The 21,158-nt window shown below is 56.6% G+C and carries 27 protein-coding genes; 14 read left to right on the top strand and 13 right to left on the bottom strand.

Annotated features, from left to right (window positions below; genetic code table 11):
• Positions 1 to 144: 144 nt before the first annotated feature.
• Positions 145 to 456, bottom strand: coding sequence for a hypothetical protein (locus AC1ME2_RS08320; RefSeq protein WP_480440363.1), 312 nt, complete (start codon positions 454 to 456; stop codon positions 145 to 147).
• Positions 457 to 672: 216 nt separating this feature from the next.
• Entirely contained in the window at positions 673 to 1,428 is a 756-nt protein-coding gene (gene cysZ, locus AC1ME2_RS08315) for a sulfate transporter CysZ (protein ID WP_480440362.1), read from the bottom strand.
• A gap of 247 nt (positions 1,429 to 1,675) precedes the next feature.
• On the opposite strand from cysZ, the gene AC1ME2_RS08310 reads away from it, so the two are divergent.
• The gene (locus tag AC1ME2_RS08310; RefSeq protein ID WP_219063544.1) at positions 1,676 to 2,275 is read left to right on the top strand and encodes a peroxiredoxin; all 600 of its coding nucleotides are present in this window, start codon (positions 1,676 to 1,678) and stop codon (positions 2,273 to 2,275) included.
• Positions 2,276 to 2,427: 152 nt separating this feature from the next.
• Entirely contained in the window at positions 2,428 to 3,390 is a 963-nt protein-coding gene (trxB, locus tag AC1ME2_RS08305; protein ID WP_480440361.1) for a thioredoxin-disulfide reductase, read from the top strand.
• Positions 3,391 to 3,441: 51 nt separating this feature from the next.
• Here trxB and AC1ME2_RS08300 read toward each other — a convergent pair whose 3' ends face one another.
• From AC1ME2_RS08300 to AC1ME2_RS08275, 6 genes are all read right to left on the bottom strand, one after another.
• On the bottom strand, positions 3,442 to 3,783 hold the full coding sequence (locus tag AC1ME2_RS08300; RefSeq protein WP_480440359.1) for a HopJ type III effector protein: 342 nt from the start codon (positions 3,781 to 3,783) through the stop codon (positions 3,442 to 3,444).
• Complete coding sequence (locus AC1ME2_RS08295; RefSeq protein ID WP_480440357.1) at positions 3,776 to 4,072, bottom strand: DUF1244 domain-containing protein; 297 nt, start codon at positions 4,070 to 4,072, stop codon at positions 3,776 to 3,778. Before AC1ME2_RS08295 ends, AC1ME2_RS08300 begins: the two co-directional genes overlap by 8 nt.
• A gap of 126 nt (positions 4,073 to 4,198) precedes the next feature.
• A complete protein-coding gene (folX, locus tag AC1ME2_RS08290; protein ID WP_480440355.1) occupies positions 4,199 to 4,570 on the bottom strand; it encodes a dihydroneopterin triphosphate 2'-epimerase in 372 nt (123 codons plus the stop codon).
• Positions 4,571 to 4,572: 2 nt separating this feature from the next.
• Positions 4,573 to 5,133 (bottom strand): GTP cyclohydrolase I FolE, encoded by a 561-nt coding sequence (gene folE / locus AC1ME2_RS08285; protein ID WP_480440354.1) that lies wholly within the window; start codon positions 5,131 to 5,133, stop codon positions 4,573 to 4,575.
• A gap of 22 nt (positions 5,134 to 5,155) precedes the next feature.
• Complete coding sequence (folM, locus tag AC1ME2_RS08280) at positions 5,156 to 5,866, bottom strand: dihydromonapterin reductase (protein WP_480440353.1); 711 nt, start codon at positions 5,864 to 5,866, stop codon at positions 5,156 to 5,158.
• Between the two features lie 159 nt (positions 5,867 to 6,025).
• The gene (locus AC1ME2_RS08275; RefSeq protein ID WP_480440352.1) at positions 6,026 to 6,595 is read right to left on the bottom strand and encodes an antibiotic biosynthesis monooxygenase; all 570 of its coding nucleotides are present in this window, start codon (positions 6,593 to 6,595) and stop codon (positions 6,026 to 6,028) included.
• 200 nt (positions 6,596 to 6,795) lie between these two features.
• Between AC1ME2_RS08275 and AC1ME2_RS08270 the strand changes: the two genes are divergently transcribed.
• A complete protein-coding gene (locus AC1ME2_RS08270) occupies positions 6,796 to 7,746 on the top strand; it encodes a MerR family transcriptional regulator (RefSeq protein ID WP_480440350.1) in 951 nt (316 codons plus the stop codon).
• A 55-nt stretch (positions 7,747 to 7,801) separates the two neighbouring features.
• Here the strand turns inward: AC1ME2_RS08270 and AC1ME2_RS08265 are convergent, their stop codons facing one another.
• Together AC1ME2_RS08265 and AC1ME2_RS08260 are read right to left on the bottom strand one after the other, a co-directional pair.
• Positions 7,802 to 8,410: a hypothetical protein gene (locus AC1ME2_RS08265; RefSeq protein WP_480440349.1), complete on the bottom strand. Its 609-nt coding sequence runs from the start codon at positions 8,408 to 8,410 to the stop codon at positions 7,802 to 7,804.
• Between the two features lie 69 nt (positions 8,411 to 8,479).
• Positions 8,480 to 8,926 (bottom strand): PAS domain-containing protein, encoded by a 447-nt coding sequence (locus AC1ME2_RS08260; RefSeq protein ID WP_480440347.1) that lies wholly within the window; start codon positions 8,924 to 8,926, stop codon positions 8,480 to 8,482.
• 99 nt (positions 8,927 to 9,025) lie between these two features.
• Between AC1ME2_RS08260 and AC1ME2_RS08255 the strand changes: the two genes are divergently transcribed.
• Positions 9,026 to 9,481, top strand: coding sequence for a flavodoxin (locus AC1ME2_RS08255; RefSeq protein WP_480440346.1), 456 nt, complete (start codon positions 9,026 to 9,028; stop codon positions 9,479 to 9,481).
• Here the strand turns inward: AC1ME2_RS08255 and AC1ME2_RS08250 are convergent.
• Positions 9,466 to 10,359 carry a LysR family transcriptional regulator gene (locus tag AC1ME2_RS08250; RefSeq protein ID WP_480440345.1) on the bottom strand — a complete coding sequence of 298 codons (894 nt, stop codon included), beginning with the start codon at positions 10,357 to 10,359 and terminating at the stop codon, positions 9,466 to 9,468. The two genes, AC1ME2_RS08255 and AC1ME2_RS08250, sit on opposite strands and share 16 nt — an antisense overlap.
• 162 nt (positions 10,360 to 10,521) lie before the next feature.
• Here AC1ME2_RS08250 and AC1ME2_RS08245 point away from each other — a divergent pair, with 162 nt between their 5' ends.
• From AC1ME2_RS08245 to AC1ME2_RS08220, 6 genes are all read left to right on the top strand, one after another.
• Positions 10,522 to 10,908, top strand: coding sequence for a CidA/LrgA family protein (locus AC1ME2_RS08245; RefSeq protein WP_480440344.1), 387 nt, complete (start codon positions 10,522 to 10,524; stop codon positions 10,906 to 10,908).
• Complete coding sequence (locus AC1ME2_RS08240) at positions 10,898 to 11,584, top strand: LrgB family protein (protein ID WP_480440342.1); 687 nt, start codon at positions 10,898 to 10,900, stop codon at positions 11,582 to 11,584. The genes AC1ME2_RS08245 and AC1ME2_RS08240 overlap by 11 nt, the downstream gene beginning before the upstream one ends.
• Before the next feature lie 138 nt (positions 11,585 to 11,722).
• Positions 11,723 to 12,487, top strand: coding sequence for a class II aldolase/adducin family protein (locus AC1ME2_RS08235; protein ID WP_480442052.1), 765 nt, complete (start codon positions 11,723 to 11,725; stop codon positions 12,485 to 12,487).
• Positions 12,487 to 13,482 (top strand): alpha/beta fold hydrolase, encoded by a 996-nt coding sequence (locus AC1ME2_RS08230; RefSeq protein WP_480440341.1) that lies wholly within the window; start codon positions 12,487 to 12,489, stop codon positions 13,480 to 13,482. Before AC1ME2_RS08235 ends, AC1ME2_RS08230 begins: the two co-directional genes overlap by 1 nt.
• Complete coding sequence (locus AC1ME2_RS08225; protein ID WP_480440339.1) at positions 13,475 to 14,386, top strand: SDR family oxidoreductase; 912 nt, start codon at positions 13,475 to 13,477, stop codon at positions 14,384 to 14,386. Before AC1ME2_RS08230 ends, AC1ME2_RS08225 begins: the two co-directional genes overlap by 8 nt.
• 198 nt (positions 14,387 to 14,584) lie before the next feature.
• Positions 14,585 to 15,109: a hypothetical protein gene (locus AC1ME2_RS08220; RefSeq protein WP_480440338.1), complete on the top strand. Its 525-nt coding sequence runs from the start codon at positions 14,585 to 14,587 to the stop codon at positions 15,107 to 15,109.
• A gap of 81 nt (positions 15,110 to 15,190) precedes the next feature.
• Here the strand turns inward: AC1ME2_RS08220 and AC1ME2_RS08215 are convergent, their stop codons facing one another.
• Positions 15,191 to 15,595, bottom strand: a complete 405-nt coding sequence (locus AC1ME2_RS08215; RefSeq protein WP_480440337.1) for a hypothetical protein — start codon at positions 15,593 to 15,595, stop codon at positions 15,191 to 15,193.
• Positions 15,596 to 15,920: 325 nt separating this feature from the next.
• Here AC1ME2_RS08215 and AC1ME2_RS08210 point away from each other — a divergent pair, with 325 nt between their 5' ends.
• Positions 15,921 to 16,472, top strand: coding sequence for a hypothetical protein (locus AC1ME2_RS08210; protein ID WP_480440335.1), 552 nt, complete (start codon positions 15,921 to 15,923; stop codon positions 16,470 to 16,472).
• 431 nt (positions 16,473 to 16,903) lie between these two features.
• On the opposite strand, the gene AC1ME2_RS08205 is transcribed toward AC1ME2_RS08210, so the two are convergent.
• Complete coding sequence (locus AC1ME2_RS08205; RefSeq protein ID WP_480440333.1) at positions 16,904 to 17,707, bottom strand: SirB1 family protein; 804 nt, start codon at positions 17,705 to 17,707, stop codon at positions 16,904 to 16,906.
• A gap of 242 nt (positions 17,708 to 17,949) precedes the next feature.
• On the opposite strand from AC1ME2_RS08205, the gene AC1ME2_RS08200 reads away from it, so the two are divergent.
• From AC1ME2_RS08200 to AC1ME2_RS08190, 3 genes are all read left to right on the top strand, one after another.
• Positions 17,950 to 18,972 (top strand): Glu/Leu/Phe/Val dehydrogenase family protein, encoded by a 1,023-nt coding sequence (locus AC1ME2_RS08200; protein WP_480440331.1) that lies wholly within the window; start codon positions 17,950 to 17,952, stop codon positions 18,970 to 18,972.
• 102 nt (positions 18,973 to 19,074) lie between these two features.
• Complete coding sequence (pdhA, locus tag AC1ME2_RS08195) at positions 19,075 to 20,175, top strand: pyruvate dehydrogenase (acetyl-transferring) E1 component subunit alpha (protein ID WP_480440330.1); 1,101 nt, start codon at positions 19,075 to 19,077, stop codon at positions 20,173 to 20,175.
• Positions 20,165 to 21,151, top strand: a complete 987-nt coding sequence (locus AC1ME2_RS08190) for an alpha-ketoacid dehydrogenase subunit beta (RefSeq protein ID WP_480440328.1) — start codon at positions 20,165 to 20,167, stop codon at positions 21,149 to 21,151. Before pdhA ends, AC1ME2_RS08190 begins: the two co-directional genes overlap by 11 nt.
• Positions 21,152 to 21,158 lie beyond the last annotated feature (7 nt).

Genomic DNA, 21,158 nt, shown 5'->3' with positions numbered 1-21,158 from the left:
TACCGGCAAAGGGTTGCCTTCCGATTAATAACCCATGGTTGCTTTCATTTTTTGTGCTTGATAAACATGCCCATCCTTATTATGCGATGGGCATGTTCTGGTTAATGCCGCAATGGCTTCCTGTCAAGGACGCGCACGTTGCTATTAACTCAGTGTGTGAATGATGTCGGTAATGATACGTTTCAAGGTTTCAGCGTCGGGCCCATTCACACGATGTTCATCGGCGAACGAGTAAGCCACCGAAAACAGCCCCTCATTGATATAGGAGTACGAAGGCAGGTCTTTTTCGAGGGTGCGTTGTACGGCTTCCTCGGTCAGTGAAATCGAGCTAAGGACCAAGCGCTCGGTCATGTTGTTGACGCCGGTGAGATAGACGGCGTCGGGGTTCAGGTTCCAGCTTTCCAGCGCCGCGTTCAGCAAATTGCGTGCTTTTTCGCGAATGATTTCAATGCTCATGGTTATCTTCCTTAATTTAGCGTCCATGCTATTGAGCGTCATGCTCATAGTGGTAGTGCAAATGGACAGGTGGTTTGGAAGAGCCATTAGAAAGGATCAGGCGGGGTCACAGTACATACATAGTTATGGCGGTGAAAATAATCGGGTATTAGCGGTGAGGTTAGATAACAGCCGGTGCGTTGCGGGAACACAACAATCGGCTGCTATCGGCGAGCGTTAATACCTGTTATTTGACGCTGCTTCGGCGCCGCGCTCGCGCACCCAGAACAAGGTCGCGCCCGCCACAGCCGCGGGCATCATCAGAATATTGACCACCGGAATCAGTAACGCCAAATAAACGATGCCGCCGAAGCTCAGACTCTGCCAGCGTTTGGCGCGCAGCCAGGCGAGCATTTCCGGGAAACCGAGTTTGTGGTTGTCTGCCGGGTAGTCGATGTACTGAATGGCCATCATCCATATGCCGAACATAAGCCACAGTGGCGCGGCGATCAGGTTGACCACTGGGATGAAGGACAGAACCAGCAGACCGATTGCACGGGGCAAAAAATAGCCAAGTTTGCGCATCTCTCGGTTAAAGGTGCGCGGCACCATGGCGATCAGCTCGCCCCAACTGAAGGTCGGGAAGTCATCGGTGCCACGCAGTACCACTTCGACTTTTTCCGCGAGAAAACTGTTGAACGGCGCAGCGATGATGTTTGCGATCATGGTGAAGGTGAAGAACACCATCAGCAGTACCATCACCACGAACAACGGCCAAAGGATGTAATTGAGAAAGCTCAACCAGGCCGGCAGGGTTGGCATGAAGGTGTCGACCCACAGGCTGAACTGGTGCATGGCCAAGTAAATCAGGCCGCCGAAGAGCACCAGGTTGATGGCTAGCGGCAGTAAAACGAACAGGCGCAGGCCGGGGCTGAGGACCAGTTTCAGACCTTCGCGCAGGTATTGCGGGCCAGAAAGAGCAGGGGCAGGCATGGCAGGCTCCGAACAGTGGAAAACGCGCCGACCTTACCGGCTTTGCGAGGCGGGCGGAAGCTCAGACATTCGCGGTAACAATCCCGAGGGCGTAAAGTCTATCGTCATGGGTTGATATAGGGTTGTCGGGATAGAGCATGCCTATGAGGTGGATTGTGAAACGATATTTCCTTAATCTGCGCGACCTCGATAAGCTTCTCGGCAACTTATCGACCTACCCCTGAATTTTAATTTCCAAGGAGTCACTATGAGCGTCCTCGTAAACAAACAAGCCCCGGATTTCGACGCAGCAGCGGTATTGGGTGACGGTTCCATCGTCGACAGCTTCAAGCTGTCCTCCCTGCGCGGCAAATACGTGGTTTTGTTTTTCTGGCCTCTGGATTTCACGTTCGTTTGCCCGTCTGAAATCATTGCCCATAACAACCGTATCGCCAAGTTCCGTGAGCTGGGTGTTGAAGTGGTCGGCGTTTCCATCGATTCGCAATTCACTCACCACGCATGGCGCAGCACCCCTGTTGAAAAAGGCGGCATCGGTGAAGTCGAATTCACCATGGTGGCTGACGTCAAACACGAAATCACTCGTGCTTATGGCATCGAGCATGAAGCGGGCGTCGCTCTGCGCGCTTCGTTCCTGATCGACAAGGAAGGTGTGGTTCAGCATCAGGTCGTTAACAACCTGCCACTGGGTCGCGATGTAGACGACATGGTCCGTTTGGTCGAAGCCCTGCAGTTCACCGAAGAAAACGGCGAAGTCTGCCCAGCCGGCTGGCGTCCAGGTCAAAAAGGCATGAAGGCTGACGCTAAGGGCGTTGCTGATTACTTGGCCGAAAACGCTAAAAACTTGTAATACCCAGGCTGCGGCTTCGGCCGCAGCCACAGATTTTTCAGGGCTGCGCTGTTGTAAGCCTTCCCCAAGTGCTTGTGCGGTCCTTTTTTATTCCAGCCGGTACACCGGCGTTCCGACCACGCGTAACGATGGCCGGTCAATAGGAGTGTGTCATGTCTGATGTACGTCATTCCCGAGTGATTATTCTCGGCTCCGGCCCTGCCGGTTACAGCGCAGCGGTCTACGCGGCACGTGCCAACCTCAAGCCACTGCTGATTACCGGCATGCAGGCTGGCGGTCAATTGACCACCACCACTGAAGTCGATAACTGGCCTGGCGATCCCCACGGCCTGACCGGCCCGGTGTTGATGGAGCGGATGAAAGAACACGCCGAGCGTTTCGAAACCGAAGTGGTGTTCGACCACATCAATGCAGTGGATCTGGCTGGCAAGCCGTTCAGCCTCAAAGGCGACAACGCGACGTACACCTGTGACGCCTTGATCATCGCTACCGGTGCCAGCGCTCGTTATCTGGGCCTGCCGTCAGAAGAAACCTTCATGGGCAAAGGTGTTTCTGCCTGCGCTACCTGCGACGGTTTCTTCTATCGCAATCGCGAAGTCGCGGTTGTTGGCGGTGGTAACACCGCAGTGGAAGAGGCGCTGTACCTGGCCAATATCGCCAGCAAAGTGACGTTGGTTCATCGTCGCGAAACGTTCCGCGCCGAGAAGATCCTGATCGACAAGCTGCATGCCCGCGTTGCCGAAGGCAAGATAGTGCTCAAGCTCAACGCGACCCTGGAAGAAGTGCTGGGCGACAACATGGGCGTGACCGGTGCTCGCCTGAGAAACAACGACGGCAGCGCCGACGAGCTGAAAGTCGATGGCGTATTCATCGCTATCGGCCACACGCCGAACACGTCGTTGTTCGAAGGCCAGTTGACGTTGAAAGACGGCTACATGGTGGTTCAGGGCGGTCGTGACGGTAATGCGACTGCGACCAATGTCGACGGTGTCTTCGCGGCAGGTGACGTGGCTGACCACATCTACCGTCAGGCGATTACCTCGGCGGGCGCGGGTTGCATGGCGGCACTGGACGTCGAGCGTTACCTCGATGGTCTGAAGGACGCTGCGTTCTAAGACCCAGCTTGCAGTTGCAAAAAAAACCGGCCTCGGCCGGTTTTTTCATGTTCAGCCTTTACGTTTCAGCGGCTCGGTGGCAAATGTCACACCCGCCAGGCCGTGAGCGATCAGCGCGCGGATATTGCCGTGATCATTGCCATCAGGGGTGGCCTGCACCGAGCGATAGTGTTCGCCAAAGGCGAGCAGGGCCTCTTCATCGCTCAGTCCTTCAAGCAGTACAAGGCCCAATGTCTTGCAGGAGCCTTCGTTCTGCCCAGCAGCGTTCTCCACGCCACCGTTGCTGAACGCTTGCGGCTGATAGTCGTAGCCAGCGGAGATGAATGCCAGGGTGTCGGCGAAGGCATGCTGGCCGCTGCGCAGGCTGGCGTGCAGGGTATTCAGATCAATCATGTTTTTTGTCCTTGGCGAACGCGGCTTGCTGCTCGGCGCTGGCTTCTTGCTGGTAGTGGGTTTTCCACTCGCTGTAGGGCATGCCGTAAACCACTTCCCGGGCCTGGTCGAGGCTGACGTCGATCTGTTTCTCGTCGGCTGCGGCCTTATACCACTTGGACAGGCAGTTGCGGCAGAAACCGGCAAGGTTCATCAGGTCGATGTTTTGGACGTCTTTGCGGCTGTCCAGGTGCGCGATCAGTCGGCGAAAGGCGGCGGCTTCGAGTTCGAGGCGTTCTTGCTCGGTCATGATGGGCTCTTTGCAGGCAGTTAATGGTTTGATCACAACCATAGAATCTCCCACATGGATAGGGGGTCAACCGTGGGAGCGAATTTATTCGCGAAGGCTCCTGGTCAGACCCAGGCAAACATTAAATCAACGCTGCCCAGCGAGGGTAATCGACACCGATTCGGCAAATCGCAGGGCATGAGGTTTGTCGACTTCGACTTCGGCGTACAGCACGGCTTCGTGGCTCATCACCAGGTCGAGTACTTCCTGGGTCAGCCGTTCGAGCAGCGCAAAACGATTGCCTTCAACGTGCTGGATGATGGCCTTGGTGATCGTGCGGTAGTTCAGCGCGTGATCAATGTCGTTGTCACGCACCGCATCCTGGGCGGCATACAGAATCGTCAGGTTGATCAGCACGTCCTGCTTATTAAGAATCTCGTCCTCATTGATGCCGATAAAGGTGCGCAAGCACAGATCTTTGACCCGAATGCGGGCTGTTCCTGGTTCGAGTCTCGGCATGACTATTTGCTCCGTCCAATCAATTGCAGAAACTCCTGGCGGGTCGTGCTCGAATCACGGAATGCACCGAGCATCACCGAGGTGATCATGGTCGAGTTCTGTTTTTCGACGCCGCGCATCATCATGCACATGTGTTGGGCTTCAATCACCACGGCGACGCCAGCGGCGCTCGTCACTTCGCGGATCGTGTCGGCAATCTGCCGGGTGAGGTTCTCCTGAATCTGCAAGCGGCGGGCGAACATGTCGACGATGCGCGCAATCTTCGACAATCCAAGGACTTTGCCGGTCGGGATGTAGGCCACGTGTGCTTTGCCAATGAAGGGCAGCAGATGATGCTCGCAGAGTGAGTACAGCTCGATGTCTTTGACGATGACCATCTCATCGTTGTCGGAGGCGAACAGCGCACCGTTGACGATGCCCTCAATGCTTTGCTCATAGCCATGACACAGGTATTGCATCGCTTTGGCCGCCCGTTTTGGCGTATCCAGCAGACCTTCGCGATCGGGGTTTTCACCCAGACCCACAAGGATTTCATGGTAATGCTGAGGCAGCGATAAGGTCATTAATGGATCCTCGCGGGGCGACTTATTTAAGGTGCCGGCCGCCGTTTACAATCAAGGTTGTGCCGGTAACGTAGGGGTTGTCCAGCAGATAGCGCAGGCTCTGGTAGATCACCTCTGGACCTGGCTCGATACCCGTGGCGGATTTTGCCAGGGTCTTGGTGCGGTACGCCGCGTCGTCGTCGGGTTGAAACATCAACAGCGCGGGCGCGATGCTATTGACCTTGATCCGGGGTGCGAACTTGGCTGCAAATGACAAGGTCAGGCTTTCAAGCCCTGCTTTGCTGGCGCAGTAGGCGATGTGCTTGCGGCTGCCTTTACGGGTAACGTCGTCGCTGATGTGGACGATGTCGGCCACGGGCGAGCGGTGTAGCAATGGGGCACAGTGCAGGTTGATCAAATAGGGCGCCAACATATGCACGTTGAACATCTGAGTAAAGGCTGCGGCTTCACTGCCTGGCGTTTCGGCCAGCCATTGAGAGGCATTATGGACAATGGCACGCAGGCTGTCGGTGTGGCTGCCGAGTTCGTCGATGAACGCCAGAATGCTCGCTTCTGATGAGAAGTCGGCATGAATCACCACCGCCCCCAGCTCACGCAATTGCTGCACGCCGGGGCGGTCGCTGCGGTAGCTGATAATAACGGGATGACCGTCTGCCAACAGGCGCTTTGCGCAATGCAGCCCGATGCGCTGGCTGGCGCCAGTGATCAGAATAGGGGCAGAAGGAAAAGCCATGGGGCAACTCGCGCATCACAGTGAGGGTTGAAGCCGGGCCCTGAGTCATCGCCATGCGGCTCGAACCAGCGAAACCATTAGCTGGCTATTATCTGGAGCAAAGTTATACCAATGACCCTCACTGAACAACCCGCACTGCTCGGCGCGAGGTGTTGAGCCCTAGCAGCTGGGTGACGATTCTGACCTGCGGATAGGCGCTTGAGGTGTGCTGTGCAACCAGCGTGCGAGCAGGTGGGTGGACAGTGGGATGAACAGAAAAACCATCAGCGGTGTAAGCGCCAGGGTGCTCACCAACACCCGGGTCAGCAGATTCAGTTCGTTGAGCAGGGGGCCCAGCAAGAAATTGAACAGTAGCGATACCGGGAAGAACGCGAGCCAGATAGCCACTGCTTGTTTCCAGCGCGGAGGATGCTGCCCGACGGCGCCGAACCAGCCGTCAATGCCGCTGACCCGATGTTCCGAAGGTTGGGCAAACAAGCCACTGCCGCGCACCAGCCAGGTGCTTCGTGACGCGGAATGCTCCCAGGCGTGCATTGTGTAGGCATCGGCGAAGCGAAAAATGATCTGGAATTCATCGTCGCCAGGGGGCGGCGCCAGAACACCGGAGCCCAGATAGCCAGGAAAATCGGTGGCAAGTTGCTCACCTTCACGCAGCCAGGTGATGAGTTCGTGGTAGCGGCCATGGGCGACGCGGCGTGCGACCATCAGGGTGACGGGTGAGGTAGACATCGTGCATCTCCGTAAGACGAGTGAGCTTCCCGGGTAGGGCGTTCACATAACGCAGCGCCGGGGTGGTGGGCTGCGTTTAAAAGGCAAGCAAGGATTATTCCCGAATCCCGGAAATAAGCCAGCGGTCGTCGTCACCCGCGTTGTTTGTGGAGGCGGGCTTGAGGGTACAATGCCTCCATTGTTCTCAATCGATGCCTGTCATGACTGAACCTGGTATTGGCCCTGCCTTGGGCAGCGGCCTCAAACAAGAAGAGTTATTCCCCATTCGCGAGGTGTCGCGTATTACCGGGATCAATCCGGTTACGTTGCGGGCGTGGGAGCGACGCTACGGTTTGATCCAGCCGACGCGCACCGACAGCGGCCATCGTCTGTATTCCCAGGCCGATATCGACGAGGTACGCAGCATTCTTGGCTGGATCGAGCGCGGTGTGGCGGTCAGTAAGGTCGGCAAGATTCTCGCCAAGGCCAGCATCGTCAGGACCCTGTCGAGCCCTCCTCAAGAGGAGGGCTCGCTGGGTGAGTGGAGTGAATGGCAGGCACAGCTGCGTCGCGCCACTAGTGCCTTCGATGAGCGACGTCTGGAGCAGTTATACGGCCAGGTATTTGCCAGTTATCCGCTGACCGTAGTGTTCCAGGATATTCTGATGCCGCTGTGGCAGGAGCTTCTGCTGCATCAGGATCAGTTTGGCCAGGCGAGCGAATGGCTGTTTCTCGACAGTTTTCTGCGTGCGCGCACCCTGCAACGTTTGCAGATGCTGCGGGGTGCGACGGAGTTGAAGGTCGTGCTGGCGGCCATTCCGGGCCAATGTCGCGAGCTGGAACTCTGGGTGGCAGGATTGATGCTGGGCACCACTGATACATCGATCAGTGTCCTGGCGCTCGGTCAGCCGCTGGAAGAGCTGAGCCTGGTGTGCGAGAAGGTTCAGCCTCAGGCCTTGGTACTGTTTTCAAATCATCCGCCGGCGGCTGATCTGCCTCGGCGCCTGAAGCGCCTGGCGCTGACCCTGGATTGCCCTGTTTTGTTGGCGGGGGAGGCATCGGATTTGGCGCAAGAAAGCCTCGACGGCTCACCCATCGCTTGTCTGGGAAGTGATGGGCTTTCGATGCAGAGGCGTTTACAACAATTTTTAGAGGGGCATTTGGATACGTAGGCATCGATGCCTGGCGGGGTTGTCTTGACCGACGAGTGACAGTGCCCGCGGTGGCTCAGTCGAGCGGGGCAGGGTGAGCCAGTTGATGCTGTTGCAGGATGTACTGACGCAGGCGTTCAGTGTCTTCTTTGTTTCTCTGGCTCAGGCGGTACGCCGCCAGACCGTGTTCGGTGAGTCGTTCGAAGGTGCCGCGCAATGCAATGGGCGCGTAGCCCGTCGGAGAAAACCACAGCGCGAAGTATGTTGGCGGTTTGGTCGCTTTTCGGTTCTCCAGCAAAATCCCCTTGAACGAGATTTCGTGCACCCAGAGTGCGGTCAGCGAACCTTTTGCGGTTTGCAGCGGCAGCGGTTCAGGCAGGCTGAGGCGCCATGGACGAACCTGAGGGCCGTGTTCTTCATAAATACTCGGCGCGCCCAACTGCAGATGCATGGCGTGGAATTCATCTTCCACCAGATGCAACGGAAAGGTCATTTGCTGGTTTTCAAACTGTGCCTGAATGGTTACCTGCTCTTGAGCAGCCAGACGGGTCAGCAACTCCTGAACCTGCGCGCCACCGTTCACCAACAGACTGCGTGACGCATCACGCACGTTCAGCTTCGGGTTGTGCTGCATGTTCTGAATGAAGTCCAGCTCATCCTGCGTGAGTAGGGTATCGCGCTGCATGCTAAAGCTCGAAAGAGGCGGTTATTGAAGATGCAGACAACTCATTCAGCGGTTTGTTAGCGCCGCTTGTCAATTTTTTAGCGATTTTATCTCTGCCTGTGCGAGTGCCAGCTCAGCTTCCAGTTCGATGACACGCTGTTGTGCTTCGACCTGGGTGCTGACATTTTTTTGAATGCCAATAAAATAGGTCAGCTGATCGGCCTCGTTGAATACGGGTGTAATCGACAACTCATTCCAGAAGGCGCTGCCGTCCTTGCGATAATTGCGCAGCACTTGCCGACACGGCTGGCCGCTGGCAATGGCCTGGCGAATGGCCTCCAACCCTGGCTGCTGGCGATCATCGTCCTGCAAGAAGCGGCAGTCGCGATACAAAATGTCGTCCACCTTGTAGCCAGTCAGCGTTTCAAAGGCTGCGTTTGCATAGATCAGGATATTGTCATCACCCTCCTGCTCAGCGACCACAATGCCGTCATTCGAGGCGTTGATTACCAGCTGCAATAGTTTTGCATTGATCATGGAAAGCTTCCGTTGCGAATTGCCAAGCCAGCATTCTAAGACATCACGCCGGCTTGGGGCATAATGTCCGACGTTTTTACTCTGCTACAGGATCTATTTATGAGAGTGGTCGTTCTTTCCGGGTCGGTCTATGGTTCGGCGGAAGAAGTCGCCCGGCATGCCGAGAAAATCATTCGTGACGCTGGCCACGAAGTTCGGCACAACCCCCGTGTCACGTTGGCGGAATTGCAGGCATTCGCACCCGAGGCGTTTCTGGTCGTGACCTCGACCACGGGGCTGGGCGAATTGCCGGATAACTTCCAGGCCCTCTATTCGCAGATTCGTGATGTGTTGCCAGCAATTTGGCGTGGCCTGCCCGGCGGAGTGATTGGCTTGGGCGACGCCAGTTATGGCGATACGTTCTGCGGTGCTGGCGAGCAGGTGCGTGAGTTGTTTGCAGAGTTGGGGGTTCGCGAAGTGCAACCCATGTTGCGTCTGGATGCCAGCGAAACGGTTACACCTGAGTCCGATGCGGAACCGTGGCTGGCAGCGTTTATTCATCAGCTCGACGTCTGAGCAGGCTGCTCACGCAGCATTGCCAGCCAGGCCTGCGCCGCTTTTGACAGGTACGCCCCTTGGCGCCAGATGAATGCGATGTCCCAGCGCAGGTACGTCGGTGCGATTAACGCTAATCGCACCACGCCCGGCCGCACCAGCCCACGTGCCACGATGCTGGGCAACAGCACCACGCCTTGGCCCGCGGCCACCAAGGCTGCGAGAAAGTCAGCCTGCCCACTGCGACCGCCTTCCTTCGGGGTGAAACCCGCTTGCTGGCAGGCTTGAAGCAAACGGTCGTTGAGAACAAAGCTGCGCTGATAGAGCAGGAACGGCGTGTCGGCCAATTGAGCCAGGTCGACGTGCCCGGCACTGGCCAGCGGATGATCAGCGGACAGCAGTACATCCAGAGCCTCATCACAAAAAGGCTGATAAGCGAAGGCTGGATTATTCGGCGTAAGGCTACCGCCCAGTTCCAGTTCGCCATTCAACACCGCCTGTTCAATGCTGTGGCTGCCGCCTTCGAGCAGATGAATCGCAATGTTCGGATAGCGCCGCCGATATTCGGCAAATAGTCCGGCGAACAACGCATCGCTTCCGAGCAACGGTAAACCCAGGCGCAACTCGCCTCGCACCAGTTGGCTCAAATCATCCAGTTCGCTGAGCAACTCATTGCGCAACAGCAGCATCTCTTCGCCCCGTTGCAACACGACGCTCCCGGCAGCGGTCAGGCGCAGCTGCGATCCGAGCCTGTCTAGCAGAGGGACGCCAAGGCTCTGTTCCAGCTGCGCCACTTGCTTGCTGACGGCAGACTGACTGACGTGCAGGGTCTTCGCCGCCTGGGTGAAACCGCCCTGACGCATGACTTCTATAAAGCTGCGCAGTTGTTTGAATTCCATGATCAATTCATCCGCAGGGTCCAGGGTCTGTTGACGTTTGGTTCGCCACCATACGTTAACAGACCCTAGTAATTCCAATATGGAATGGTTGCAAGTCTAACAATTCGCTTTTGGGATGATAGCTGGCTGCATAAAATGCATGCCAGAGAGGATTGAAAGACTATGAAGCGTTCCACCTTGCAGCACGTAGGCCGTCTGTTTTCCGAGCTGGGCGTTTTGCTCGCGGTTTATCTGTTTGGCTGCCAATTGGCGATCTGGTGGCACTGGCCAATTCCCGGCGGTGTGATTGGCCTGGCCTTGCTGTTGCTGGCGTTCGCTTTTGGCTGGGTGAAGCCTGCGGCTTTGCAATTGGGCGCGGGCCTGTTGCTGGCCGAGATGTTGTTGTTCTTTATCCCCGCGCTGATGAGCCTGCTCGATTACCGCGCGCTGATGCGTGATGAGGGCTGGCGGATCATGCTGGTCATCGGCGTCAGCACCTTGATGGTGATGTTGGTTACCGCGCTTACCGTCGAGGCGGTGTGCCGCTGGAGGATGCGTTATGACACTTGAACCAATGCCCATGTTCTGGTTGGTCCTGACACTGTCAGCCTACGCCTTCAGCCGCTGGATCTATCGGCGCACCGGCCGCTACCTGTTGTCACCGTTGATATTAGCGCCAGCCCTATTGCTGTCGGTCGCTTTACCGTTGCACACCGCTTACGCCGAATACTCAAGTAATACTCACTGGTTGATGGGGGTCCTGGGGCCAGTGACCGTCGCTTTTGCCGTGCCGATCTGGCAACAACGCCAACTATTAATGCGCCACTGGGCGGCCTTACTGATGGGCATGTTGGCTGGCAGTGCTGCGTCCATCGGCAGTTCCTTCTGGCTGGCCAAAGCGCTGGCGCTGGACACCTCGGTGACAATGTCGCTGGTGCCGCGCTCGATCACCACGCCCTTCGCTATGCCATTGGCCCAGGATTTGGGGGGCGTGCCGGAATTGACGGCGGTGTTCGTCATGTTCACCGGGATATTTGGCGCGTTGCTGGGTGGCGTGCTGCTCAAGTGGCTGCCCTTGCGCAGCGCCCTGGCACGTGGCGCCTTGTTTGGTGTGGGGGCGCACGGTGCCGGCGTTAGTCGGGCGCATGAAGTGGGGGATGAGGAAGGCTCGGTGGCCGGATTGGTCATGGTGCTGACCGGGCTGCTCAATTTGTTCGCGGCACCGTTGTTGTCGGCGCTACTCTGATATGACTCGCTCGGCCAGTAAGCTGGCTGCCAATGAAACTACCAGGAGACTCAGGTCTGACTAGACTGATGGGCACGTGAACCTAATTGCCAACATAATAAAAATACCGAGGTAAGCACCGTGAACACTGCTCAAGTTTTGCCCTCCCGAAGCGTGAAGGATCAAGTCAGTGCCGCCGAATGGCAGGCCCGGGTCGATCTTGCCGCCTGCTATCGGTTGGTAGCGATGCACGGGTGGGACGATCTGATTTTTACCCATATTTCGGCCAAGGTTCCTGGCACCGAAGACTTTCTGATCAACCCGTTCGGCCTGATGTTCGACGAAATCACCGCGTCGAGTCTGGTCAAGGTCGACCAGGCCGGTAACAAACTGATGGACGGCCCTTACGAGATCAACCCGGCGGGCTACACCATTCACAGCGCGGTGCATGAAGTTCGTCATGATGTGGTCTGCGTGCTGCATACCCATACGGCGGCAGGGGTTGCCGTTTCTGCGCAAAAGCAGGGCATTTTGCCGATCAGCCAGCAATCAATTTTCGTCCTGTCGAGCCTGGCTTATCACCCCTACGAAGGCGTCGCCCTCAATCATGAAGAAAAAGCGCGACTGCAAGCCGATCTGGGCAACAACAGCTTCTTGATGCTTAGCAATCATGGGCTTTTGACCTGCTCCAGCAGCATTGCCGACGCCTTCCTGATGATGTTCACCTTCCAGCGTGCCTGTGAAATCCAGGTGCTGGCACAAAACGGTGGTGCCGAGCTGATCCCTATCGGCGAGCAGATCCTGGCTGGAGCGAAAGCGATGATTGCCGGGGTGACCAAAAGTGCACAAGGCATGGGCGGGCCACTGGCTTGGCCGGCGCTGCTGCGAAAACTCGATAAACAAGACCCGAGTTACAAAGAATAATGCTGCCGGCAGAGATCCCACTGAGCGTCTGGCGCACCCATGGACACAGTTTTCTGTTCCGTGGACAGACCATCCGTTACTGGGTCGCGGGGCAGGGGGAACCCTTGTTGTTGATTCATGGCTTCCCCACCGCCAGTTGGGATTGGCATTACCTGTGGCAACCCTTGACCCAGCATTACCGGGTGATTGCCTGCGACATGTTGGGTTTTGGCGACTCGTCCAAGCCGCAGGATCTTGATTACAGCCTGCTTGAACAGGCAGACCTGCAGCAAGCGCTGCTCGAGCATCTGCACGTTGAGCAACCGGTCCATGTGTTGGCGCATGACTACGGTGACAGCGTCGCTCAGGAATTGCTGGCCCGGCATTATGAAGGGACGTTCGTCATGGCCAGTTGCGTGTTCCTCAATGGAGGGCTGTTCCCGGAGACCCATCGCAAACTGCTGGCCCAGAAACTATTGCTCAGCCCACTGGGCTGGCTGCTGGGGCGGATGTTCAACCGGGAACGCCTGGTCAAAATTTTTACCCGGATTTCTGGCCCCGATACGCGGCCCAGCGAAAGTGAGCTGGATGATTTTTGGAGCCTGATCGAAACCAACCAGGGGCCGCGGATCATCCACCGTCTAATCAACTATATTCCCGAGCGGATTGTGCAGCGTGATCGCTGGGTGGCCGCCATGCAGCGTGGCGATGTTCCGCTGCGAGTGATCGACGGAGCGGTCGATCCGATCTCCGGTGCGCACATGGTCGAGCGCTACCGCGAATTGATCCCCAATGCCGACACCGTGCTCTTGGAGGGCATCGGTCATTACCCGCAAACCGAGGCGCCAGCACTGGTCCTGCAGCATTACATCAGTTTTCGCGCCGCATCAGGCGCCCAGCACCCCACGCCAGCTTATTGCGCACTATTCAGGACTGAGCGTGTTGATTGTGACAGTGGGTCGAGTGTTCGACACTCAAACCATAGTCCACCTTCTGCTGGAGCTGTCCATGAGTGAGCCTGTTCGTTTTGAGGATAAGGTCGTAATCGTCACCGGTGCTGGCGGCGGTCTGGGGCGCGCCCATGCGCTGCTGTTTGCTAAGCACGGCGCCCGCGTAGTGGTCAACGATTTGGGTGGCTCGGCGCACGGTGAAGGCGCCAACGCGTCGGCGGCTGATCGTGTGGTCGCCGAGATCCGCGAAGCGGGGGGCACAGCGGTGGCCAACCATGACTCGGTCACCGACGGCGACAAAGTTGTCCAAAACGCACTGGATGCATTCGGTCGCATTGATGTCGTGGTCAACAACGCGGGCATCCTGCGGGACAAGACCTTCGCCAAAATGGAGGATGCCGACTGGGACCTGGTCTATCGCGTGCACGTCGAAGGCGCCTACAAAGTGACGCATGCCGCCTGGCCGCACATGCGTGAGCAGAACTACGGACGGGTGATTTTTACCTCATCGACCTCTGGCATCTACGGCAACTTCGGTCAGTCAAACTACGGCATGGCCAAGCTGGGTCTCTATGGCCTGACCCGAACCCTGGCTGTGGAAGGGCGCAAGAACAATATTCTGGTCAACGCCATCGCCCCAACCGGCGGCACACGCATGACCGAAGGATTGATCCCGGCCGATGTGTTCGAACTGCTCAAGCCTGAGTTGATTAGTCCGCTGGTGGTGTTTCTCGGCAGCGAACAGTGCCAGGAAACCTCCGGTCTGTTCGAAGTCGGTGGCGGCTGGATCGGCAAGACACGCTGGGAGCGCAGCATCGGGGCGGGCTTCGACCCTCGCACCGGCTTTAGCCCGGAAGAGGTGGCCGCCAGTTGGCAGAACATCTGTGACTTCGAAGGTGCAGCGCATCCAAAAGACACGATCGAAGCACTGCAGGAAATGATGAAGAATCTGCAACACTATAGCGCTTGATAATAGCGGCTTCATATCGAACTCGGCCGATCAGGTTATGCCTGATCGGCCGAGTTGTTTTTGTAGGACTGTTAGTGGTGCGTATGTAGGATTGTTCTCTATATCTATTTTTTATGCTGTTTTAGGTCGACTTGTTATCAAGATTTTCCGATGCCTCCCGATACGACGTTAATAATGAAGTCGATGACGGAGGTTTGCATGATTGAGAATTTTGGTCTGATCAAAGACCGAATCAGTTCCTATACCTATGTGCCTGATCGACAGTTCAGGACGTCTTCCGGTCGTTCCGTAGAAGAAGAAAGTGTTGCCCAGAAATTACGACAGTATTGGGCGGATGACAGTATTCCAAACTCGTCGAAGCTGGAGGGGTTTGAGTTTGATTTGTCAGGCTTTGATCCCATGAAAACCAGCAGTCGAGAGCTTATAAAAATTAGTCTTGCGCTTGAGCGAATGGGCATTATTGACCAATCTACGGGGTCTTGGCTTGGTATGGTTGGGAGCGAGTTCAATGATCAAGGGAATCAAATTAATATGGACAAAAAAACGAATGCTTTCGAATACTTCAACAACAGCCTTGAATTTATCAAAGGCTATATTGCGGAGGGGCACGACTTTGCTAAGGACACACTGACAGGTTTGAATACCGTCATTACTGTCATGTTGGCTTTGCAAGAGCGTGCGCAGGCATCTCGTACTGCCGGGGTGATTGATGACCGGGTTTGAATACCGATGGTGTAAGGTTTCAACGGAACCTGAGCCGCATGATCCTGGATCATGCGGCTCAGGCAACACTACAGTGGCGGGTTAAAGCGGGAGCGAGAATGTCCCTTTATAACGAACGGGCGTTAGGCCTTCCCTATTATCCAATACCGCGCGAAATGTACCATTGCCGAGTTTTTGGTAAGGGTCTAATGCCTTATTCACTACAAGAGTCCAGGCACCCCCAGACAATTGTTCTACCACCACAGGTAGCATTGCGCCTGCCGCAGTTCTCAGTTGGATGCTGTGCGCCGTAGTGCCGCATTTTGTGGTGAACGGCCCGTGCACTACTTTGTATTCGCCTGCGTTAGCAAGGCTCTCGTAAATGGTGCCGTTATTCCTGAAACACATCGCCGTTGTCTCCGCGCTGACGACAGGCTCCGCGAAGCTTGGTCCCACAAATTGGCATAGCGCCAGCGACAGCAGCAGTGTGTTGATTTTCTTGTTCATGATGAAGCCCCTTAAATCTATCAGCTTGTTTTATAAGTAAAGTATAGGGTTTTTAATGTTTATGTTTAATGCCAATACCGTTCAAGTAATGCTTGAATTTCTACTTGGCGACTTAAGGTTAATCACACTTTCTTGTAGGTCTGCCTCTGAGATGGCTGTAGGGTTTTTCCGTGCTGATGACGTTTCCCTATTTTATGTACGATATTTCTCGTTATGAAGTAGGTAATAGATCAATTTCAAGCGAGCCTGATTGGATCTGTCAAGTTATCGAACAGCTTTCCGATACGCCCAATGCACTGTCCGTTAATTGAATTGGGAGAAATACATGTCAAGTGTTAATGTCTGGGGCGACCTGCCTGCTGTCCGCATCCGGCAACCGCCAGAGAGCACATTGCCGAAAACGTCCACCACCGCACAAACTAATAGTGTCTTGCTGGAAATCGGCAAAAACCCGATAGCCCTTGATACAGAGCATATGGACAAGCTGAGGTTGAAGCCGTTGGTCAAGGATTTCAACCCTGAAGAGGTCACGCCTGATGAGCTCAGTAAGTTGGGTAAGCAGCTTTACCAATGGGGTCTTATCGATAATCACACGGCCGAACTCATGGACAGAGCCGGCGCCGAGTTCGATAAAAACGGAATGCCAATGAACCCGCAGGTAAAGATCAACGCCCTGGATTTCTTCGCGGGCAGGATATCGGCCATGAAAGACAACGCATTGCGTGGTGATCCCTATGCAACGATGTTGCTTCCCGACTACATCCAGACGATTCATGTCATACAGAACCTGCACGTCTACGCGACGACGGGTGATAGCTACGCCACGTTGCGTGCCAGAGAACGGGAGAAAAGTGCTGACGGAAAGGCCGCTAGTTGATAGCTCAAGGCCGTGAATGCTGAATTTCAGGCAAAAAAAAGCCGCTGTTTAAACAGCGGCTAAAGAAGACGTTCGATCCAGGAGCTTTCAAACCAACGTCGATAAACCAGGGGCAAATAATCGCGTAGACGCTTATAGCTGAGCGGCTACCGGTAGACAGTTGATAAACCAATCACTTGAATAAGCACCGGTGTTTTAATGATTCTGGCCGGTTGCTGTGGAAGTGCGGTAAGAGTAAAGAGTTTCGGCCAAATGAAACAGAGCGGTTTGCGACATGGACTGTTGCATACACGGCAATAGTGCGTTTTTTCAGGGCGCCGGTCCGCAACGCGTTCGCCGGGTTTTGCAGGGCTCGGAAGTTTAATCCATTGATCTCACCCACGCCGTCTATCACAACCACAGCATCGCCGAGCACCTGTTCATTTTGCTGTCTAATGAAGCGCACTGATGGGCGGCAGATGGCTTAGCCGTTCGGTCAGACGCAGGCGCTGAATCGGATCATCGCTGAGTAACAGCGCGTGTTCGAGGTCGAAACGCTCGGCCTGCGGGCATTCGAGTAACTGGTACAGGCTGGCGCGGGCCAAATGATCGCTGGTGGTCGCTTGGCCCAGTTCCACCACGCGGTCGGCGTCTTTGAGTGACGCCAGAAGATCATCGTCAAGCTGATGCAGATGCCTCAGGTTGCGCGATAACCGTTGCAACATGATCATGTCGGTCGCACGACCCATGTGCTCAGACTTGAGCAGCATATCCGGGCCGAATTGGCGGATCAGCAATTCCCGGCAATCCTTGGGATAAAGCCTGCGTCCATCACACGGATCAAGCAGGTGATCGGCGCCCGGTACTCGCAGCAAAAAATGCCCCGGGAAGTTGACACCCTCCAGTGGGATTTCCAGACGTCTGGCCAACTCCAGCGCAATGATCGCCAGCCCCAAGGGTTGTCCACGGCGGCGTTGCAGAATTTTGTGCAGCAGTGCCGACTGTGGTTTTGGATGACTCCAGTCGTCCTGCTGAAACCCCAACGCAGTCAGCCGTCGCAACAAGGGTTGCGCCAATTCGTCAGCCGGCAACATCGGCAGGGCAGCGCTGACCTGACGTTTCAAATCCTCAATATACCCAAGCGCTTGTTGCGGCAAAAACTCCGGGTCGTGTTCGGCTGAAACCCACAAAGCCGCCTCAAAAATTGAAGGCGGTATGCGCTGCAGGCAGGCAAGGCAGGCTTGACGTGGGGTCATCGAGCTCTCCGGGTGGATCAGGGGTGTAGAGCCATAAGGCGAAATAGTTATCTGACCTGAGATGTCCCGTTTTAGCCCCAGCAGCCGATTTCGTCCAGTGCGGTTTCTATCTCCGGGTGAAGGCCATCAGCGTTATGCCTTGAAGCCTGTCAGCGTTCGTTTACTTATGACTGAGCGATCAGTCGTTTTTTTTTTCATCGCCTATACTCGCTGTAGAAAAAGAACCACCGGGAGCAATACCGATGTTCGCTCTCATGCAAAGCTCACGTGTAGAAACATTGCACTTCATCGTCGATCCAGTAACCGGGCTCAAGGCGGTGATCGCGATCCACAGCAGCCAAAAAGGTCCAGCCCTTGGCGGCTGTCGTTACCTTGCCTATGCGGATGAAGAAAGCGCTATCGAGGACGCCATTCGTCTGGCGCAAAACATGAGTTACAAAGCGGTACTGGCCGGATTGCCTTTTGGCGGCGGCAAAGCAGTGATCATGCGTCCGGCGCATATCAATAATCGTGCTGCGCTGTTCGAATCCTTCGGACGCTTTGTCGAAACCCTGGACGGCAGGTACATCACTGCTGTCGACAGCGGCACCTCCAGCGCCGACATGGATTGCATCGCCCAACGCACCCAACATGTCACCAGTACCACCGAAGCGGGCGATCCTTCGCAACATACCGCCATGGGCGTGTTTGCGGGCATTCGCACCACGGCGCTGGCGCGTTTGGGCAGCGAAAATCTTGAAGGTCTGCGGGTGGCGATCCAGGGGCTTGGTCATGTCGGTTATGCCTTGGCCGAACAACTGCATGCGGCGGGTGCCGAACTGCTGGTCAGCGACCTGGACAGCGGCAAGGTGCAACTGGCCATGGAACAACTGGGCGCGCATCCGATTGCTTGCGAGGCGTTGCTCAGCACACCTTGCGACATTCTTGCGCCCTGTGGGCTGGGTGCCATCCTTAATAGTCAGAGCGTCGCTCAACTGCGTTGTGCCGCTGTGGCGGGCGGGGCCAATAATCAGCTGAGCAGCTTGCCAGTCGCGGATCACCTGGAAAACCGAGGCATTCTTTACGCGCCGGATTACGTGATCAATTCCGGCGGCCTGATCTATGTTGCATTGCAGCATCGGGGGGAAACACTGGGTACCATCACCGCGCATCTATCGCGAATCGGACTACGATTAACTGAGGTTTTTGCCCATGCCCAAGCGGAGAAGCGCTCACCTGCGCGCGTCGCCGATATGTTGGCAGAACGCCTGCTGAACGTCGGCTAGCACCTTACCTGGCGCCGCCCGACTGACCTCGCCGCCACACGCGGTGAATCGGGCCACCACGCTTCTCGCTTGACAGGGCGTGTTGCGTGTCAGGAGCGTGCAATGTCCTATAACAAGATCGATATGGGTTACACCCGCTATCTCGCTCCCGATGGTCGCCTGGTCGGCGAACTTCCACGTTGGGCCGATGATTTCAATCTGCTGTCCCGTCTCTATCGGCAAATGGTTCTTACCCGCCTATTCGATCAGAAAGCCGTCGCCCTGCAACGCACCGGGCGCATCGGCACCTACGCGCCAACCCTCGGCCAAGAAGCCATCGGGGTCGCCATTGGCAGCCTGATGCACCCTGAAGACGTGCTGGTTCCCTACTACCGCGACACGGCCGTGCAACTGATGCGCGGCGTGCGCATGGAAGAAATCCTTCTCTATTGGGGCGGCGACGAGCGCGGCAGTGATTATGCCGAACCGGCCGCCGCCCAGGACTTCCCGTTGAGCATCCCGATTGCGACCCAGGCCTTGCATGCCTGTGGTGTCGCCACTGCGTTCAAGATTCGTGGCGAGCATCGGGTGGTGGTGACCACTTGCGGTGACGGCGCAACCAGCAAGGGCGATTTCCTTGAAGCGCTCAACGTTGCAGGCGCCTGGAAATTACCCGTCGTGTTCGTGATCAATAACAACCAGTGGGCCATTTCCGTCCCCCGGCGTATTCAGTGCGGCGCGCCGACGCTGGCGCAAAAAGCGGTCGGCGCGGGCTTTCACGGCGAACAGGTCGATGGCAATGACATGCTAGCGGTCTACGACAGGGTGCAGATCGCCCTTGAGCGCGCCCGTAAAGGCAAGGGCCCGGTGTTGCTGGAGTGCCTGAGTTATCGCCTCGGCGACCACACCACCGCGGATGACGCCACCCGTTACCGCCCGGCTGAAGAGGTCAAGCAGGCCTGGCTGGAAGAACCGGTCAAACGCCTGCAGTCTTTCATGGTGAGCCAAGGTATCTGGGATGAGGGCCGCGAGCGGGCACTGATCAGCGAATGCCAAGCATGGGTGCAGAAGGCGGTGGATGTCTTCGAAAGCGCTGGCACTCAAGCGCCTGAATCAGTGATCGACCATGTCTACGCCACATGGCCGTCGGCCCTGGCCGAGCAGCGCGAATGGCTCCTTGAGCGGGCCGCGGGCCGTGCCGGGAGTGACACTCATGGCAAATGAAAAGGTCACGCTGCTGGAGGCGGTCAATCTGGCCCTGCATCGGGCCATGGCTGAAGACGAAAATGTGGTGATACTCGGCGAAGATGTAGGGGTTAACGGTGGCGTATTTCGCGCCACCCAAGGGTTACGCGACAGCTTTGGTTTCAAGCGGGTGATCGATTCGCCGCTGGCCGAAGCCATGCTCGGCGGCCTGGTGGTCGGCATGGCGGCACAGGGCTTGAAACCGGTGGTGGAAATCCAGTTCATGGGTTTTATCTACGCGGCCATGGAGCATCTGGTGTCCCACGCCAGCCGCCTGCGCAATCGCACGCGGGGTCGTTTGAGTTGCCCGATGGTGTTGCGTACCCCGATGGGCGCGGGGATTCGCGCACCCGAGCACCACAGTGAAAGCACCGAAGCGCTGTTCGCCCATATTCCCGGCTTGCGCGTGGTCATCCCGTCCTCGCCGGCACGGGCCTATGGTTTGTTGCTGGCAGCCATCGATGACCCTGACCCGGTTATTTTCCTTGAGCCGACGCGTCTCTACCGGATGAACCCACAACCTCTGCTGGACGACGGTAAACGCTTGCCGCTGGACACCTGTTTTACCTTGCGCGAAGGCAGTGATATCACCCTGGTCAGTTGGGGCGCCAGTGTGCTCGAAACCTTACAAGCGGCCAGCGCGCTGGCGGAGCGGGGCGTGTCGGCAGAGGTGATCGATGTCGCCTGCGTCAAACCGCTGGACCTCGATACGCTCGAGGCTTCGGTGCGCAAAACCGGGCGCTGTGTAATCGTCCACGAAGCGCCGCGCTCGTGCGGCGTGGGCGCAGAAATCGCGGCCAGCCTCTATGAACGGGCATTTTTGGATTTGCAGGCGCCGATCCAGCGTGTCACCGCGCCGGACATTCCGCCGCCGCTGTATCGACTGGAGCATCTGTACATCCCCAGCGTTGCGGACATCCTTCACGCCTGTGACAACGCCTTGAATTTCGCCTGAGGAGGCC

This window comes from Pseudomonas sp. ASL9 (assembly GCF_056680335.1).
This window is presented reverse-complemented; position numbering and strand designations above follow the sequence as displayed.